The sequence below is a fragment of the Phocaeicola faecicola genome (assembly GCF_013618865.1).
Lineage (GTDB): Bacteria > Bacteroidota > Bacteroidia > Bacteroidales > Bacteroidaceae > Phocaeicola > Phocaeicola faecicola.
In genome coordinates this window covers 14,897-34,053 of sequence record NZ_JABSOE010000021.1, presented here as the reverse complement: position 1 = coordinate 34,053, position 19,157 = coordinate 14,897, and the positions used below count along the sequence as shown (strand labels likewise).

General features: G+C 49.0%; 11 protein-coding genes. 5 read left to right on the top strand and 6 right to left on the bottom strand.

The genetic code is table 11. The features are described 5' to 3' along the window. Positions 1 to 60 precede the first annotated feature (60 nt). A complete protein-coding gene (locus tag H3001_RS07595) occupies positions 61 to 3,012 on the top strand; it encodes a PEP/pyruvate-binding domain-containing protein (protein WP_181214585.1) in 2,952 nt (983 codons plus the stop codon). A gap of 117 nt (positions 3,013 to 3,129) precedes the next feature. Here the strand turns inward: H3001_RS07595 and H3001_RS07590 are convergent, their stop codons facing one another. Continuing rightward, entirely contained in the window at positions 3,130 to 3,975 is an 846-nt protein-coding gene (locus tag H3001_RS07590) for a helix-turn-helix domain-containing protein (protein ID WP_181214584.1), read from the bottom strand. 316 nt (positions 3,976 to 4,291) lie between these two features. On the opposite strand from H3001_RS07590, the gene H3001_RS07585 reads away from it, so the two are divergent. Beyond that, on the top strand, positions 4,292 to 5,806 hold the full coding sequence (locus H3001_RS07585) for a PCMD domain-containing protein (protein WP_181214583.1): 1,515 nt from the start codon (positions 4,292 to 4,294) through the stop codon (positions 5,804 to 5,806). 363 nt (positions 5,807 to 6,169) lie between these two features. Here the strand turns inward: H3001_RS07585 and H3001_RS07580 are convergent, their stop codons facing one another. The 5 genes from H3001_RS07580 to H3001_RS07560 all read right to left on the bottom strand — a co-directional run bounded on the left by H3001_RS07580 (position 6,170) and on the right by H3001_RS07560 (position 13,499). Next, complete coding sequence (locus H3001_RS07580; protein ID WP_181214582.1) at positions 6,170 to 7,195, bottom strand: M28 family metallopeptidase; 1,026 nt, start codon at positions 7,193 to 7,195, stop codon at positions 6,170 to 6,172. 28 nt (positions 7,196 to 7,223) lie between these two features. After that, positions 7,224 to 8,159: a ribosome small subunit-dependent GTPase A gene (rsgA, locus tag H3001_RS07575; protein WP_181214581.1), complete on the bottom strand. Its 936-nt coding sequence runs from the start codon at positions 8,157 to 8,159 to the stop codon at positions 7,224 to 7,226. A gap of 96 nt (positions 8,160 to 8,255) precedes the next feature. Then, positions 8,256 to 8,816 carry a ribosome recycling factor gene (gene frr, locus H3001_RS07570; RefSeq protein WP_181214580.1) on the bottom strand — a complete coding sequence of 187 codons (561 nt, stop codon included), beginning with the start codon at positions 8,814 to 8,816 and terminating at the stop codon, positions 8,256 to 8,258. Between the two features lie 108 nt (positions 8,817 to 8,924). Then, positions 8,925 to 10,415: a RagB/SusD family nutrient uptake outer membrane protein gene (locus H3001_RS07565; RefSeq protein ID WP_181214579.1), complete on the bottom strand. Its 1,491-nt coding sequence runs from the start codon at positions 10,413 to 10,415 to the stop codon at positions 8,925 to 8,927. 18 nt (positions 10,416 to 10,433) lie between these two features. Next, a complete protein-coding gene (locus H3001_RS07560) occupies positions 10,434 to 13,499 on the bottom strand; it encodes a SusC/RagA family TonB-linked outer membrane protein (RefSeq protein WP_181214578.1) in 3,066 nt (1,021 codons plus the stop codon). 543 nt (positions 13,500 to 14,042) lie between these two features. Between H3001_RS07560 and thrA the strand changes: the two genes are divergently transcribed. Genes thrA through thrC form a run of 3 tightly spaced genes read left to right on the top strand, consistent with a single transcriptional unit; the run spans position 14,043 to position 19,029 of the window. Beyond that, positions 14,043 to 16,475 (top strand): bifunctional aspartate kinase/homoserine dehydrogenase I, encoded by a 2,433-nt coding sequence (gene thrA, locus H3001_RS07555; RefSeq protein ID WP_181214577.1) that lies wholly within the window; start codon positions 14,043 to 14,045, stop codon positions 16,473 to 16,475. Positions 16,476 to 16,479: 4 nt separating this feature from the next. Continuing rightward, on the top strand, positions 16,480 to 17,688 hold the full coding sequence (locus tag H3001_RS07550; protein ID WP_181214576.1) for a cofactor-independent phosphoglycerate mutase: 1,209 nt from the start codon (positions 16,480 to 16,482) through the stop codon (positions 17,686 to 17,688). 39 nt (positions 17,689 to 17,727) lie between these two features. Beyond that, positions 17,728 to 19,029, top strand: coding sequence for a threonine synthase (thrC, locus tag H3001_RS07545; RefSeq protein ID WP_181214575.1), 1,302 nt, complete (start codon positions 17,728 to 17,730; stop codon positions 19,027 to 19,029). Positions 19,030 to 19,157 lie beyond the last annotated feature (128 nt).

Below are 19,157 nucleotides of genomic sequence, written 5' to 3'. Positions count from 1 at the left end.
GGAAAAATCATCAGAATTTCCGTAATTTGTTAGAAAAATAAAAGCTTAAATCAGAAAGCAATGCTCAGTAAGTTAAAATTAAATCAGCTTTATTTCAAGGATACGCAGTTTGTGAACCTGATGACAAAGCGTATTTTCAATGTGCTTTTGGTTGCCAATCCTTATGATGCTTTCATGCTGGAGGACGATGGGCGTATCGATGAGAAGATTTTTATCGAATACATGAATTTGAGTCTGCGTTATCCTCCCCGTTTCACTCAGGTTTCCACTGAGGAAGATGCCTGGAAGCAGTTGGGCAATACCATGTTCGACCTGGTAATCTGTATGCCCGGATCGGATAACAGCGATACGTTTGACATTGCCCGTCAGATCAAGGAGAAGTACCCTCACATTCCGCTGGTAGTATTGACTCCGTTCTCACACGGTATCCGGGAGAGAATGGAAAACGAAGACCTGAGTATTTTTGAATATGTATTCTGCTGGCTGGGAAATACCGATCTGCTGGTTTCCATCATCAAACTGATTGAGGACAAGATGAACCTGGAACACGATATTAAAGAGGTGGGTGTACAGATGATCCTGCTGGTAGAGGATTCCATCCGTTTCTATTCGTCCGTCTTGCCCAATCTGTATAAGTTCGTGCTGCAGCAAAGTCAGGAGTTTGCCACCGAAGCCTTGAACGAACACCAGCGTACGCTCCGTATGCGCGGACGTCCGAAGATAGTACTGACACGCTCGTACGAAGAGGCGATGGAACTGTATGACAAGTACCAGAACAATACCCTGGGTATTATTTCCGATGCCCGTTATCCGCACGAAGGAGTGATCGATCCGCTGGCAGGTGTCAAGTTCCTGAACGAAGTGCGCCGCCGTGATCCTTTCATTCCGCTTATCCTGCAGTCGGCTGAAGAATCGAACCGGGCCTATGCCTTGAAGTGTAATGCGGAGTTCATCGACAAGAACTCGAAGAAAATGAATATTGACCTGCGGGAGGCTGTATCGGAGAAATTCGGTTTCGGGGATTTTATTTTCCGTAATCCGACCACTAAGGAAGAGGTACTTCGGGTGCACAACCTGAAGGAACTGCAGAATGTGATTTTCTCCATTCCTGCCGATTCCTTCCTGTATCACATCAGCCGCAATCACGTATCCCGCTGGTTGTATTCGCGTGCCATCTTCCCGGTGGCTGAGTTCCTGAAGCAGATTACCTGGGAGTCTTTGCAGGACATTGACGCGCACCGGAAAATTATCTTCGAGGCTATCGTAAAATACCGTAAGATGAAGAACCAGGGTGTCGTGGCTGTCTTCCAGCGCGACCGATTCGACCGTTACTCGCATTTTGCCCGCATCGGCGACGGCTCTCTGGGAGGAAAGGGCAGGGGACTGGCCTTTATTGATAATATGGTGAAGCGCCATGCCGAATTCGAAGAGTTCGAGAATGCCTCGGTAGTCATTCCGAAAACAGTGGTGCTCTGTACGGATATTTTCGATGAGTTTATGGATACCAACCAGCTGTATCAGCTGGCACTGAGCGATGCCGATGACGAGACGATTCTCCGGGCCTTCCTCAAGGCAAAGTTGCCTGACCGCCTGGTGGAAGATTTCTTTGCCTTCTTCGATGTGGTGAAGACACCGATTGCCATCCGTTCGTCCAGTCTGCTGGAGGATTCTCATTACCAGCCTTTCGCCGGAATCTATTCTACTTATATGATTCCTTATCTCGATGATAAGTATGAGATGCTGCGCATGTTGAGTGATGCCATCAAAGGTGTATATGCTTCGGTGTATTACAAGGACAGTAAGGCTTACATGCAGGCTACCAGCAATGTCATCGATCAGGAGAAAATGGCGGTAATCCTGCAGGAGGTGGTAGGAACGCAGTATGGAGACCGTTTTTATCCGTCCATATCCGGAGTGGCCCGCTCCATTAATTATTATCCCATCAATGATGAACTGGCCGAAGAAGGTACGGTGAGTCTGGCACTGGGACTGGGTAAGTACATTGTGGACGGAGGTCTTACGCTGCGGGTTTGTCCTTATCATCCGGACAAGGTGCTTCAGACCAGTGAGATGGAGATGGCTTTGCGTGAGACGCAGACCCGTTTCTATGCGCTGGACTTGAAGAATACGGGACAGAACTTCTCGTTGGATGACGGTTTCAACCTGTTGAAGCTTCCGGTAAAGGAGGCCGAGGCGGATGGATCGCTGAATTACATCGCTTCCACTTACGATCCGTATGACATGGTGATCCGTGACGGTATCTATCCGGGAGGCCGTAAGGTCATTACCTTTGCGAACATTCTGCAGCACGATGTCTTTCCGCTGGCCGAAATCCTGCGGCTGGCACAGAAGTACGGGCAGGGAGAGATGCGCCGTCCGGTGGAAATTGAATTTGCGGTCAATCTGAATGCGAAGGAGAAAAAGGGTACCTTCTATCTGCTTCAGATCCGTCCGATGGTGGATATGAAGGCCGATCTGCAGGAAGACTTGAATGAGATTCCCGAAGACCAGGTATTGCTGAAGAGTGTGAATGCTCTGGGACATGGGGTGATGGAGGATATCCAGGATGTGATTTATGTGAAGACCGAGGGATATTCCGCTTCCAACAATCAGCTGATTGCCTATGAAATAGAAAAACTGAACAGGCAGTTCCTGGATGAAGGAAAGCATTATGTATTGGTAGGACCGGGCCGATGGGGCAGCAGTGATACCTGGCTGGGCATTCCTGTCAAGTGGCCGAACATTTCGGCTGCAAGGGTAATCGTTGAGGCCGGACTGACCAATTATCGGGTTGACCCGAGTCAGGGAACGCACTTTTTCCAGAACCTGACTTCTTTCGGAGTTGGATATTTTACGATCAATGCGTATATGAACGACGGCATTTACAATCAGGAACTGCTGAATGCCATGCCGGCAGTGGAGGAAACCCGTTTCTTGCGCTGGGTACATTTTGATCGTCCGCTCACGGTTAAAATGGATGGAAAGAAAAAGTTGGGAGTAGTGGTGCCATAGCTTTCTTCCGACGTTTATTGACTATATCGACGGTCCCTCCTTCCGCAGTATTTCAGTAAAGGAATGCTGCAGAAGGAGGGACTTGTCTGTTTCAGAAGGGGAGGAGGAAAATGGGTGTCAACCATTGTTGCGGTATTCCAGCGGACTCATTCCCACATACCGTTTGAAGTATTTTCCGAAGAAAGACATGTTGGCAAAGTTCAGTGAGTCTGAAATTTCCTGGATGGACAGGGAGGTCGACTTCAACTGGGATTTGGCATCCATGATGACCATACGCGAAATGATTTCAATGCATGTGTTTCCCGTAACTTGCTTTACGGTAGTGCACAGATGGGCATGGGTGATGCCCAGTTTCTGGGCATACCAGGCTACGTTCCGGGTCTCGTTGTATTTTTGCATGACGAGCTGGGCAAAGTTCTTGCAGATCTGTTCACTCTTTGAGAGTACACACTTGGTATCCTGACGGGTCTTGTAGATGGCAGAGATACCGGCATGAATATTATTGTACAGGTACGGGGTAATCATTTTCCGTGCGTCTTCGTTGAAGAACTCATACAGCTTGATCAGGAAGCAGAAATATTCCTCCATCAGTTTGGCTCCTTCCGGTTTCAGACTGAATACGGGTCTTCCCAGGGTAATGAACAGGGTCTTTAAGACAGACAGGTCCAGATTGGCCTGCTCAATGTAGCTGGAAGAGAACCCTCCGAAATAAATCTTCAGGTTTCCCTCTACACTGTGTATCTGGAAAATGCTTCCGGGCATGAGGGTAACGAAATCATTCGCACGCACCGATATATGGTTCAGGTTGACTGAGGCTTCTATTTCTCCGTCCATGCAGAGCACGAAGATTTCAGACTTGAGTCGACAGGGGAAATTGGTGTACAGGCTAAGTAATTCTTTGTTGATACCTGTACCGATGAGCCATTCCTCGGGTAATTCTATCTTGGGAAGTTCTTTTTCCATACTATTATATTAACGTGTATTGATGATTGTTTCAAGAGTACAAATATAGTTTTTTTCTTTAGTTTCGCCCATGATTGCTTAATGTGATTTTAAAAAAAGAACTATTATTGTATGTAAATTAATCAGAAAAAACCTGGTTCTACATGATTTTCTAAAAGAAAAACAGTAGGATACTTTAAAAATAGGACAAAAATAAGACAAATAGACCTTGTGGAGGCTTAAAAATCGTCGTTACTTTGCAGCGAAATAATTATGAAATGCCGGAGGGACAGTGATTGTCGCACCGGTTTTTATTAACTAAACGTTTTATTTTAAGATGAAAAAGAATTTATTAGTGTATTTATTTGCTGCCTGCTGCACCGGATCGGTGTTTACTGCATGTAGCAGCGATGACGACAATGCCGCTGTCGTTTTTCCTATTGACCAGGAAATTGCCGGAAAGTATAAAGGTACTCTGGTGGTACAGGTAGATGGAACTCAGCTGGGGGGTCCTGTGGCACAGCAGATACAGATTGAAAAGGCAAGTGACAACTCCATTAATCTTTCCATGAAAGATTTCAGTTTCATGAATATTCCTGTAGGAGACGTGAATTTGAATAATTGTCAGTTGGTTGAGGCTGCCAATGGATATACCTTTACTGGAACTACAGCTATTGATGTAACAGGAATGCTGACTGCCGATGTAAATGCTTCAGGTGCCTTGGTTGGCGGTGCGATAAAAATTGTTATGGATATCAATGCAAAACTGGGTTCTACGGACCAGAAAGTGAATGTGGTGTACGAAGGTACTCGTCTTTCCGGAACAGAGAGCAGTGAGGCCAAGATCCTGAGTTTTACTTTTGACGCAGCCGATGGAGTAGTTGTTGAACAGCCTGTAATTGATGAGGAAAGCCATACAATTAAGTTTGTAGTAGCTGAAGATGTAACTCCTGAACAGTTGAGCGCCATGGTTCCGACCATTAAAATCTCAGAAAAGGCAACCGTAGAACCGGGTAACGGTGTGGCTCAGGATTTCTCCAATGGCAAGGTGGTAAAATATACGGTAATAGCTGAAGACGGTACGGCGGTCGTATACAGTGCCTCTGCACAGACTATGCTGAATTATGATTTTGAGAATTGGTCATATGATACTTCATTGTATCCGGAGGAAGACAAGATTCATATGGTAGAGGGCTGGGCATCCTGTAACAATGCAGTGGCACTGATTAAAAAGATGGGAGCTTTGGGAGGCATTCAATACGATGGAGAATATCCGGTACGTCCTTCATCAGATGCATATACAGGAAATTTTTCTGCCTTACTGGAAAGCGTAGATACCAAGGGAGGAACAATGATGGGGGCTAAGGTTCCTAAAGTAACAGCTGCTACTGTTTTCCTGGGTAGTTTTAATGCTTTTGCTGGAATGAAAGATCCGATGAAAACAACCAGTTTCGGTGTGATGTATACTCAGCAGCCGGACAGAGTGACCGGTTACTATAAATACACTCCGGGAAAGGAATTCTATAATGCAGCAGGTGAATTGCAGGAAGGCAAGACTGACGAATGCGCTCTTTCTGCTGTATTGTATGAGGTAGAAAGTGAAGAGGAAACCTTGGATGGTTCAAACATCTATACTTCTGAAAAGATTGTAGCTCAGGCTGTATTGAAAAACGGCAATGAGGTTACAGAATTCACTCCGTTTGAGTTGAAGCTGAATTACGTGAAAGAATACGATCCTTCGAAGAAGTACAAGTTGGCAGTTATCTTCTCTGCCAGTGCCGACGGTGCAGCCTACAATGCAGCCGTAGGTAGCAAACTGTTGATTGACGATGTAACAATTGTGAACCGTTAAAAGGAAGCAAAAATTAAAAAAACTCCCGTAAATCCAGGTTTTCCAATGGATTTGCGGGAGTTTTTTTGTAGATTCATTTCGGTTAGTTATTTCATTACTTCTGAAATGTTTTATTCTGAGATTTTTCTGTATCAAGTATGGAGACTGGGTACACTACTGATGAATTCTCTGACACAAAGAAAGGGACTTTCCTGTGGAGGCTTATATAAAGTCCGACCCGCGTAGCGAGGTCGTATAACCTCCCTGCGCGGGTCGGACAACCTCCGTACGGAAGTTGTATGACCTTCCTCCGCGGGTTTATGCAGCTGTATCGGACATTCAGACTTTATTCGCTGATGTGCGGATAAAGCCATGTATGTGTGGTTACCAGTTTTCGTTGGCCATTTTCCACATACCCAGAAAGGCCGCCCGGGTAATCTCTACCAGTTTGTTCCAGTTGAGTTTGTCGGATTCATCTCCCGGCAGGTGATAATCGCGGTGCCCGTCGGTATGATACCACATGATGGGAATGTCATGAAGCGCGAAGGTGGCATTGTCACTTCCTCCCGTCGGACGGTCCCACGCCCTGTAATCCGGTTCCAGTTGCAGGCGGTACTCCTGAATGTCCTTTTTCAGCCATTCTCCGAATACCGGCTGACCGGCCGTATAGAAATAGACCACGTGCAGCGGACGGTTTTCGTCGTTGTTCCTTCCAATCATGTCAAAATTCAGATAGCCCTTAATCTTTTTCATGTCCGCGAAGGTCTGGGCGAAATACTTCGACCCCAGCAGTCCTTTCTCCTCACCGTCCCAGAAGGCAAAGATGATGGTCCGTTCAGGCTGGGTACCGGAAGTAAGAAAACCTCTCAGAATCTGCAGTACGGCCGAAACTCCGGAAGCATTGTCGTCGGCTCCGTTGTAGATACGGTCGCCTGCCAGCATCGGGTCAATGCCCAGGTGGTCATAATGTGCCCCGATCACGACATACTCCTCTTTCTTTTTCCCTTCTATCTGGCACAGGATGTTCCGCATGGCGTATTTCTGATATACTCCCTGTTCCTTGATCTGCCGGATGGAATCCGGATGCACCTGCAGCCTTCCTTTTCGCTGCCGTTCCACCCGGTAGGCCTCGAACGGCTGGAAATAATCCTTGTACAGAGGTTGCACCTTCCATAACTTCAGCAGCGAAGCAAGGTAGTTGCCCGCTATCCGTCCCCCTTCTGTTCCAGCCTCTCTGCCCTGCAGTTCGTCACTGGCAAGAAATTCCACAAAAGCCTGTGCGCTTTCGCGGTTGATGCTTCCCAATCCTTTTTCCAATGGAGAAGGAACTGCCTGTCTGGGACTTTTGGCAAACACTCCCAGGGAGGTTTGCAGCGCCAGCAGGCACAATACGATACATAGTTTTTTCATCAGTCAGTTTTTTAGTGTGTATTCCGCATCAATATCCGGAACGGTATTTCCCTTCTTCCTTATCCTCCAGGATATTCAGGTAAGAAGCATAGCGCGATTCGCTGATGTAGTGATTCTCCACCGCCTCACGTACCGCACATCCCGGTTCATGCCGGTGCGTACAGTTGCCATACTTGCAGTTGGCCGAGAACTCGAAGATTTCCTTGAAATAATGGCCTACCTCCTCGTCTTCCATGTCGAAGGTCCCGAAACCCTTGATGCCCGGAGTATCAATGATATAACCCTCACCCTCTACTGGAAACATTTCCGAGAAGGTAGTGGTGTGCATCCCTTTGTTGTGAGCCGCCGAGATAGCTCCCGTCTTGACATTCAAATCCGGAAGAATCGCATTGATCAGGGTCGATTTGCCCACGCCCGAATGGCCGGAGAAAAGTGTCACCTTTCCCTGCAGGTCTCTTTTGATTTCCTCTACTCCCGTTTCATTCAAAGCCGAAATCCGGTAGCAGGGATAACCGATGTGCGTATAGAGGTTCACCAGCGCATCCAAGTAACGCTGTTCCTCTTCGGAATAAAGGTCGGTCTTGTTGAAAATCAGTCGTACCGGTACCCGGTAAGCCTCGGCCGAAGCCAGAAAACGGTCGATGAAAGTGGTAGAAGTTTCCGGATAATTTACCGTGACCACCAGCATGCACTGGTCCAGGTTTGCCGCAATGATGTGCGACTGTTTCGACAGGTTCGAAGAACGCCGGATGATGTAGTTCTTGCGGTCTTCAATCTCTGTGATAAACGCAGTACCCTCTGTGTTGACTGCAATCTGAACCCAGTCTCCCACCGCAATGGGATTGGTACTCCGTATTCCCTTCAGGCGGAAATTGCCCTTGATTTTGCATTCTATCTGCTTGCCGTCGTTGGTCTTTACCAGATACCAACTTCCTGTATTCTTAATTACTAGCCCTTTTTCCAAGATCTGATATAAACGATAAAGTTGATAATAATAAAAAATGAGGAGTAAAGCAAGGACAGACTCCTTGCTTGCTCCTCATTCGTCTGTTTATTGAAATTACACAGTCATGATTTCCTTGTCCTTGGCAGCCAGCATATCGTCAATCTGCTTGATATACTTGTCATGCACTTTCTGCAACTTGGCTTCCGAGTTCTTCTGTTCGTCTTCCGGCATACCGTCCTTCACTGCCTTTTTCAGGGCATCGATGGCGTCGCGGCGTGCGTTACGTACGCTGACCTTTGCGGTTTCACCTTCGCTCTTGCACTGCTTGGCCAGCTGCTTACGGCGTTCCTCTGTCAACGGTGGAATACCGATGCGGATGATTTCGCCGTTGTTTTCGGGCATGATACCCAGTTCAGAGTCGATGATTGCCTTTTCGATAGGGCGGAACATGCTTTTGTCCCAAGGCTTGATGGCGATGCTGCGCGCGTCGGGAGTAGTGACAGCCGCTACGTTGTTGATGGGTACCATGCTTCCGTAAGAGTCTACACGAATACCATCCAGCAAGCGTACGTCAGCCTTTCCGGCACGGATGTGTGCCAGTGCATCATCCAGGTACATGATTGCCATATCCATTTTTTCTTCAGCTTCGCTGAGAATAGTCTTTGAATCTGCCATATATTTTTATTGTTTTTAAGTTTATCAATGTGCTGACAAATGTTTATGCGAACAAAAATATATTATTTTTTACTTTTCTGCAATAGTTGGCAGAGAATTGTCGGTGTTTTACTGGATACCGGGGTTGGCATCGATTTCCGATTGCGGAATGGGCAGTGCCACACGCGGATCGGTATGTACAATGACATTGGATTTGTGCTGGCTGAGGTCATGATGCCATCCGCCCTTGCGTTCGATAGGTGTCTGTGTCCTTAAATAATCGAAATAGATCAGTCCCTCCCCGACCAGTTCCTTGCGTCTCTCCTTCAGGATGCGTGCTACGCTGAAATCTCCTGGGGTTACTTGTTGTCCGGCATTGGTCGTACGCAAGGCAATCAGCTGGTTCAGGTATTGCAGTCCTTTGTCCTTGGCGGCTCCTCCTTCCTTCAGTCCGGCTTCAGCGGCATTCAGGTAGACTTCTGCCAGGCGGATGATGCAGATGTCATTGTTCTTTACATCTCCGTTCTTGCCGGGGAACTTGGTCAGGAAGACCGGCTGGTTCTGGGCACTTTCGGGTAGTCCTTCGTCGGGGTTGGTCTTGGATTTCTCCAGCAGACAGCGCCGGACATCCTCGCTGTCTTCGTTCATCAGCTGCACGTAATCCTGGGTCAGTATCAGGTTGTTCCATCCGTCCTTATCCGTCCGGTTTTCATAGACTGAAGGAGCTCCTTCGCCACCGGTACCTCCTCCCCATTCCGAAGGTTCACTGGTATCAATGTACAACTCGAAAATCGATTCAGCCTGAAAATCCTTTCCCCATACCTCCGGATATTCCTCCCGGGTATACAGGTGGTACAGTCCTCCGTTGTTTTCTATCACATCGGTGGCACACAGGTAGGCATTCTTGTAATCACCTTTGTTCAGGTAGATTCGTGACAGCAATGCCTGCACGCCCCAATAGTTGAAATGGCCGTCTTTTTTCTCTTTCCCGATACCCAGCGAGAGGGCAGTTGTCAAATCAGAGATGACCTGGTCGTAGCATTCGGCCACTGTATTTCTTTCGGGCTGATAGTCGGGCTGTTCCGGCTTCAGTACGATGGGTACCCCGAGTGAGGTTCCGTTGTCGTTGGTATAAGGCATGCCGAACATGCGGGTCAGGCTGAACAAGGCCAGTGCCCTCAGTGACAGGGCCTCCGCTTTCATCTGGTTGAGTGCCTGCGTATCTCCCGACTCAATCTCGTGGTTGTCAATCCGCTGAATCAGGTTGTTGGCCTGACGGATAACCAGATACGGGCGGTTCCAGGGAAGGGTGACATTGAAATTGTCGGTAGCCTGCACATAAAACATATAATAAGGTACCACCCGGGTTTTTCCCGTAATACGGGCCTGTACGTCCGTTCCGCGGCAGTCGCCATAATACCAGTAATTGTCTCCGTAATAACTGTGCTGTGAGGTTTCCCGGTAAATGCCGTTCAAGGCGAACTGGGCATCTTCCAGGGTCTTGATTTCGTCACTGGGTACAGAGGTAGCAGGGGAGAGATTCAGCCAGTCGGCCGAACAGGAGCCGAAAGTGATGCAGGCCCCTGAAAATAAGGATATAAGTAAATATCTGAGTTTCATTTGATTCGTTTTTTTTAGTTAAAAGGTAAGTTGTACACCAAAACTGAATGTCCGCATGGCAGGAGATTCACACCATACTTCGCCATTGACCGGAGTCTCCGGATCGTACTGTTTCCATTTGGCCCAGGTGAGCAGGTTGCTTCCCGAAAAATAAATCCGGGCATTCTCAATCATCGCCTTGTTGACCCACTGCTGCGGCAGGGTAAATCCGAGCGTCAGGTTTTTCAGACGAAGGTGGTCGGTACTGTGTACGTAGCGCGAACTGTTCACCGCCTTTGCCTTGTCGGCATAGCTGAAACGGGGAATATCGGTCTGGTCGCCAGGCTCCTGCCATCGGTCTATCATGTAAATCGGCAGGTTCAGCCGGTTGGTATAAATATTTTCTCCGCCATTTTCCAGCGTCGTACCCAGTTTGTCGAAGGAATATCCTCCAAGTGAGTAAGTCAGGGTAAAACTCAGGTCAATCCACTTGTAACTCAACAGGTTGGTAAGTCCTCCCGAAACCGTCGGAGTAGCCGATTTATAAGCCACACTGGTAGCCTTGTCGGGGTCGGTGGTCAGTGAACGGTCGGTCGATCCGTCTTCCTGTGGAGTATTCATGTAATACTCAGCCAGTCCGGTCTGCGGATTGACACCTGCAAACTCTTTCACATAGAACGTATGATAAGGCAGTCCCACCTTATGAATGAACCAGGTACCTTCAATGCTTTGTTCCAGCTGACCGTTCAGCGAGACGATTTTGTTGGCATTGTGGCTTAAATTGAACACCGTTGTCCAGTTGAAGTCATTGGAAGCAAAATTCAGGGTGCGCAGTTCCACTTCCACTCCCTTGTTGTTCAGCTGTCCCACATTGGCCAGGTAATTCGTAAATCCGGTAGTGGCACTGATGGGCAGGTTATACAGCAAATCCTTCGTATCCCGGTTGTAATACTCTACGGTCAGGAAAATCCGGTTGATGAAAGACAGGTCAACCCCGATGTTCAGGTTGTAGTTCTTCTCCCATCCCAGGTTCGGATTAGGCTGGGATGACTCATAGGAACCGGAATTTCCCATATAGTTCTGTCCGAAGCTGTACAGTCCCATATATCCGTACAGAGATCCCGGCTGGTTACCGTTGACACCGTACGATGCCCGCACTTTCAAATCGCTCAGGACATGCTTGGCGGGTTGCATGAACGCTTCGTTGGTGATGTGCCACATACCCGATACCGACCAGAAGTTGCCCCAGCGGTTGTCGGGAGACAGGCGTGAACTGCCGTCACGGCGGAAACTGCCGGCAAGGTAATACCGGTCGTCGTAATTATAGTTCAGTCGCGAGATATACGACAGCATCCGGTAAGCCTGAGGAGAAGAGACAAACGAATTCAGGATGGCGGCATTGTCCGGTTCCGTCAGTTGTCCGGAAGGCAATTTCGACTTTTCACCTACCGCCTTGTCGGTCTGGTAACTCTCGGCTTCATAAGCCCCCAGCACGTCTAGATGATGTTTCTGCGCAAACGTATGTACCCAGTTCAAGGAGGTCGATGAAATCAGTTTCCCGTATTCAATAAAACCTTTTGACGTCTGGGCATTGGTTCCAGTCTTGATTCCCGAAGCACTGAGGGGATTCAGGTAACGGGAATCTTTCTGGATAGTATAATCGTAACTCAGCGTTTCTTTCAGAATCAGCCCCTTCAGCGGTTCAACCGATGCATAACCGGTAGAGAACATGCGGGTCATCCGGGTACGGTTATAGTCGGTCAGCATGTCACGGAGCGGATTCAGCGAACTGCCTGCGTAGGCTCCGACATAATTTCCGTCCTGGTCTCTCACCGTCATCGACGGATTCATGGTAGACGCGATACACAAATAAGGGTTGATGGCCGAACCACGCTCTTCGTTCATTTCCTGATTCATCTGGGTAAACATCATGTTGGCACCTACTTCACCCATCTTGCCGATTTTCTGTGTCATGTTCAGACGGGCAGAATAACGGTCGAGGGAGGAGTTGAGGGCCAGACCTTCCTGGCGGTTGTAACCCAGTGAGGCATAGAATGTCGTTTTTTCGCTTCCTCCGGAGACAGATGCCTCGTAGTTCTGCTGACGGGCCGTACGGAGCAGTTCCTTACGCCAGTCGGTATATCCCATTTCGGGCATGTAGGCATATTTTCCGATGTGGGTGTCGGCATAGGCTGTCGGATTGGCCTCTCCCTCGTCGATGGCCCCGTTGACGAGTCCTTCGTACAGAAGTTCGTACCGCTGGTCGCCGTTCAGAGTAGGACGGAAGTTGACAGCGGCATCGGAGAAACCTCCCGATACATCTACGGTCACCCTTGCTTTGCCGGCCTTACCTTTCTTGGTGGTAATCAGGATGACGCCGTTGGCGGCACGCGAACCGTAGAGGGAAGCGGCTGCCGCATCTTTTATGACTGTAATGTTTTCGATATCAGAAGGGTTGAGGGTACTCATGATGTTGGTCTTCGAGTTGTTCATGTAGGCAGCGTCCGTGTTGCTTCCCGAACCCAGGCTTCCCGAACTGACCGGTACGTCGTCGATGACAAACAATGGCTCCTGTGAGGCATTGAAAGATCCCATACCGCGGATACGGATATTCTGGTTGGCTCCGGGCTGTCCGGAACTGCTGGTAATGTTGACACCGGTGGTGAGTCCCTGCAATTTCTGTTCTACGCTGACTACCGGGATGTTTTTCATCATGTCGCCCTTCAGCGTGTTGGCCGAACCGGTAAACGATGACTTGGTAAAGTTTCCGTATCCGGTGACCACTACTTCGTCGAGGTTCAGGCTTTCCGGTTCCAGTACGATGTTCAGCTGGCTTTTGTGGGGGACTTTGATAAACTGGGTTTTCATGCCCAGATAGGCAATTACCAGAATGCGGTCGTCGGGACCTACTTCGAGGGTGTATTTTCCGTCGATGTCGGTGACTACTCCGTGTGCTTCATTTCCCTTGACCGAGACGGTGGCTCCGATGAGCGGTTCCTGATTCTCGGACGAAAGGATGACTCCACTGATAGTCCGCTGTTGTGCGAAGGCGGGGGTGGAGAGGATGAGTGAGACTAATAAAACTACAAAACCAATCTTTTTCATTACTTTTAAAAAATCTAATAAACGCTATAATCAACGCACTCTGATACTCAAAAAGTAAGCCAGAAGGGATTTTTGTCCGGTTCGGCTGTAAAAAACAGTGATTCAATGTGAAATAGTACTGTTTCGGCCGGAAATCGGTGAGAAGGGTGTGGAATTATTCCTCTTGCTGTGTGGATTATTTCTACAGCATGCTGACAATCTGCGGGCGGTAAAAATCGAATTCAACCTCTAAAAAAAACAGGAAAGTCGGTTGTTTTATAGAAAAATGTTATTATATTTGCCATCACTAAATCAATATTAAATGAACCGATTGTATATCCATATCATTATGACGGGATTGGGGCGCATGATGGCGTGTTTCCTGTTGGCCGGGATGACCCCTCTGGGGTGGGCATGATATATATCGGTGTTTCTATGTGATACACGCTTGCGTATGCAAGTATTTTTTTTCTTCTGAGAATAATCTATTTTTTTCAATTAATCTGGGCTTTTGCCGGTGGAAGGGTATTCCCGGTAGAGGTCAGTATATCCTATATTTATTACATGAAAGTCTTAAAATTCGGTGGAACATCAGTAGGATCTGTCAACAGTATGTTGAGTGTGAAAAAAATTATCGAGTCTGTTGACGATAATGTCATTGTAGTGGTGTCAGCTTTGGGGGGAATCACGGATAAGTTGATCAGAACTTCGTGCATGGCTGCTGCAGGCGATTCGGAATATGAAAAGGAAATGAAATCGATTGTGAATCGTCATATAGAAATGGTGTATACTGTGATTCCGGCCGGGCAGAAACGTGAATTGCTGCTGGATTGCGTCAATGAGCTCCTCAGTGAACTGAGGGATATCTTTCAGGGTATTTTCCTGATACGTGATCTTTCGCCCAAGACGTCTGCCGCCATTGTCAGCTATGGGGAGAGACTTTCATCCATTATCGTGGCGACACTGATAGAGGGAGCACAGTGGTACGATTCGCGTACGTTTATCAAGACGGAGAAAAAGCATAACAAACATATTCTGGACTCGGAACTGACCACACGACTGGTGTTGGAGACCTTCCGTGACTTGCCTAAGGTGGCTCTGGTGCCGGGATTCATTTCTACCGACAAGAATACCGGAGAGGTGACGAACCTGGGACGGGGCGGATCGGATTATACGGCTTCTGTCATTGCGGCCGCTCTGGATGCGGATGTGCTGGAGATATGGACGGATGTCGATGGTTTCATGACGGCCGACCCGAAAGTCATCAGTACGGCTTATCCGATCAAGGAACTGAGTTATGTGGAGGCAATGGAACTGTGCAACTTCGGTGCAAAGGTGGTGTATCCGCCTACCATTTATCCGGTTTGCCACAAGAACATTCCGATTCTGATCAAGAATACGTTCAATCCGGAGGCTCCGGGAACCATCATCAAGCAGGATGCGGATCATTCTTCGAAGGCCATCAAGGGAATTTCTTCAATCAATGACACCAGCCTGATTACCATGACGGGACTGGGAATGGTAGGAGTAATCGGGGTGAACCACCGGATATTCAAGACCCTGGCAGAGAACGGCATCAGTGTGTTCCTGGTGTCTCAGGCTTCTTCGGAGAATTCGACTTCCATCGGGGTGCGCAACGAGGATGCGGCGCTGGCATGCGAGGTGTTGAACCAGGAATTTGCCAAGGAGATTGAAATGGGAGAAATCAGTCCGATGATGGCTGAGTGCGGACTGGCTACCGTGGCAATCGTAGGGGAGAACATGAAGCATACTCCCGGGATTGCAGGGAAGTTGTTCGGTACGCTGGGACGGAATGGGATCAATGTGATTGCCTGTGCCCAGGGGGCTTCGGAAACCAATATTTCTTTCGTGGTGGAAAGGGGTTCGCTGCGCAAGACGCTGAATGTCATCCATGACTCGTTCTTCCTTTCGGAATATCAGGTATTGAACCTGTTTATTTGCGGTATCGGTACGGTAGGTCACAGTCTGATAGAGCAGTTGAGCGGACAGCAGGAACGTCTGAAGCAGGAAAGGGGTCTGATGCTGAGAGTGGTGGGTATCGCCAACGGACATCAGGCACTGTTCGACAGAAAGGGCATCTGCCTGGATAATTATCGCCGGGAACTGGATGAAAAGGGAATTCCTTCTTCGCCACAGGTGCTGCACGATGAGATCATCGGTATGAATATCTTCAACTCGGTGTTTGTGGACTGTACGGCCAGTGCGGATATTGCCGGACTCTACAAGGAGTTCCTGGCGCACAACACTTCGGTGGTGGCTGCCAATAAGATTGCAGCTTCTTCGGAATATGAGAAATATGCGGAACTGAAGCGGATTGCCCGTCACCGGGGAGTGAAATTCCTGTTCGAAACGAATGTGGGAGCCGGACTGCCGGTCATCAATACCATTAATGACTTGATTAACAGTGGTGACCATATCCTGAAGATAGAGGCTGTGGTGAGCGGTACACTGAATTATATATTCAATACGCTGAGTGCGGAAGTGCCTTTGAGCGAGACTATCCGGAAGGCGAAGGAGGAAGGATATTCGGAACCGGATCCGCGTATCGACCTGAGTGGAAAGGATGTCATCCGCAAACTGGTGATTCTGGCACGTGAGGCCGGTTATCGCCTGGAGCAGGAAGAGGTGGAAAAGCATCTGTTTATCCCGGAAGAGCTGTTTGAGGGGACGCTGGAGGACTTCTGGAAGAAAGTGCCGATGCTGGATGCCGGATTTGAATCCAGACGGAAGGTGCTCGAACAGCATCATATGCGCTGGAGATTTGTGGCCCGACTGGAAAACGGAAAGGGTACGGTGTCACTGGAAGAGGTGGACAGCCGTCATCCGTTCTATAACCTGGAGGGTAGCAACAACATTATTTTGCTGACAACTGAACGATATAATGAATACCCGATGCTCATACAGGGCTATGGTGCCGGTGCCGGGGTAACGGCTGCCGGTGTCTTTGCGGACATTATGAGCATCGCCAATATTTAAGCTTATGAAGCACATCATCATTTTGGGTGACGGAATGGCGGACTGGGCTGTTCCGGCACTGGGCAACAAGACTTTGTTGCAGCAGGCAGATACTCCGTATATGGACTTGCTGGCCCGGAAAGGACGGACGGGAAGATTGTGTACGGTAGCCGACGGGTTCCATCCGGGAAGTGAGGTGGCCAATATGTCGGTCATGGGATACGATTTGCCGAAGGTGTATGAGGGGCGCGGCGTGCTGGAGGCTGCCAGTATCGGCGTAGACCTGGAACCGGGGGATATGGCAATGCGTTGTAACCTGATTTGTGTAGAGGGGAATTTGCTGAAGAATCACTCTGCCGGACATATCTCGACCGGGGAAGCAGATGTGCTGATTCGTTTTCTGAATGAAAAACTGGCTACGGACCGCATCCGTTTCTATACCGGAGTGCAGTACCGGCATCTGCTGGTCATCAAGGGGGGAGACAAACGGGTGGCCTGTGTGCCTCCGCATGATGTGCCCTTGCAGCCTTTTGCCCCTCATCTGGTGAAGGCGGAATGTGCGGAAGCTCAGTGTACGGCCGACCTGCTGAATGCACTGATCCTGAAATCGCAGGAGTTACTGTCGACGCATCCGCTGAACCTGGAGCGTAAGGCGAAGGGTAAGGATATGGCCAACAGTATCTGGCCGTGGAGTCCCGGCTATCGTCCGCATATGGAGTGGCTCTCGCAGAAATATCCGGCCATCCGGAAGGGGGCGGTCATTACGGCTGTCGACCTGATCCGTGGAATCGGAAAATATGCGGGACTGGAGTGTATTGATGTGGAAGGGGCTACCGGACTGTACAATACCAATTACGAAGGTAAGGCAGAGGCGGCGATTGAGGCGCTCCGCACCAATGATTTTGTGTATCTGCACGTGGAGGCCAGCGATGAGGCCGGTCATGAGGGAGATGTGGAACTGAAACTGAAGACCATCGAATATCTGGACAGCCGCATTGTCAAGCCGGTTTACGAGGCGGTGAAAGACTGGGAGGAACCGGTGGCAATTGCTGTATTGCCCGACCATCCTACTCCGTGTGAACTGCGTACGCATACTGCCGAGCCGGTACCGTTCCTGATTTATTATCCGGGAATTGAGCCCGACAGTGTACAGACCTACGATGAAGTGGCCTGCTGCCAAGGCAGTTACGGACTGATGGAACGGGATGAGTTTATGAATGAGTTTATGAAATAACCGCAGGCCGGTTCCGGCCTGTATCAAGCAAGAGGGATTATGAAATATTACAGTACCAATCGACAAGCACCCGATGCCACGCTGGAAGAGGCAGTGGTGCGCGGACTGGCGGGTGACAAGGGACTTTATATGCCCCGGTCAATCAAGCCGCTTCCTGCTTCTTTTTACGAGCATATAGAGCAACTGTCTTTTCAGGAAATTGCTTATCAGGTAGCTGAGGCTTTCTTCGGTGAGGATGTACCGGCCGAGACCCTGAAGCAGATTGTGTATGATACATTGAGTTTTGATGTGCCTGCGGTGCAGGTGAAAGATCACATTTATTCCCTGGAACTGTTCCACGGACCGACGCTTGCCTTTAAGGATGTGGGAGGACGGTTCATGGCCCGCCTGCTCGGATACTTTATCCGTAAGGAAGGAAAGAAACAGGTGAATGTGCTGGTGGCTACTTCCGGAGATACGGGAAGTGCCGTAGCCAACGGTTTTCTCGGGGTAGAGGGCATTCATGTATTTGTGCTTTATCCAAAGGGAAAGGTGAGTGAGATCCAGGAAAAGCAGTTTACTACCCTGGGCAAGAATATCACGGCCATCGAGGTGGACGGCACCTTTGATGACTGCCAGGCGCTGGTGAAGAGTGCTTTTATGGATAAGGAACTGAACGAACACATGTTGCTGACTTCGGCCAATTCCATTAATGTAGCCCGTTTCCTGCCGCAGGCGTTTTATTATTTTTATGCCTATGCGCAGATGAAAAAACTGGGTAAGGCTGACCGTCTGGTCATCTGTGTGCCCAGCGGCAATTTCGGAAATATCACGGCTGGCTTGTTCGGCAAACGGATGGGATTGCCCGTGGAGCGCTTCATTGCTGCCAACAACCGGAATGATATTTTCTATCAGTACCTGAAGACCGGCAAATACAGTCCGCGTCCTTCGGTGGCTACCATTGCGAATGCGATGGATGTAGGCGATCCGAGTAATTTTGCACGCATTCTTGACCTGTATGCCGGCAGTCATGAGGCGATTGCGGCGGAAATCAGTGGGGAAACCTATACGGATGAGGAAATCCGCCAGACGGTGCAGCAGACGTATGAGGAAACGGGATATCTGCTGGATCCTCATGGTGCGTGCGGATATCGGGCATTGGCAGAGAACCTGCAGCCGGGAGAAACGGGTGTATTCCTGGAAACGGCTCATCCGGCGAAATTCCTGCAGACCGTGGAAAGCATCATCGGTAAGGAGGTGAAGATACCGGAGAAACTTCAGGCCTTCATGAGAGGGGAGAAGCAGAGTGTACCGATGTCGAAGGAGTTTGCAGACTTCAAGGAGTATCTGCTGAATTATTAAGCAGAATACTGACAAATATGGGATATAAGAGAAACGGAAGGGGAAAAGCTTCCGTTTCATTCTTGTCAATAATGGCGACAGCCTGTCATTGGAGCGATACGCTTCAGCGGCAGGCTGTCTGTTTGTTG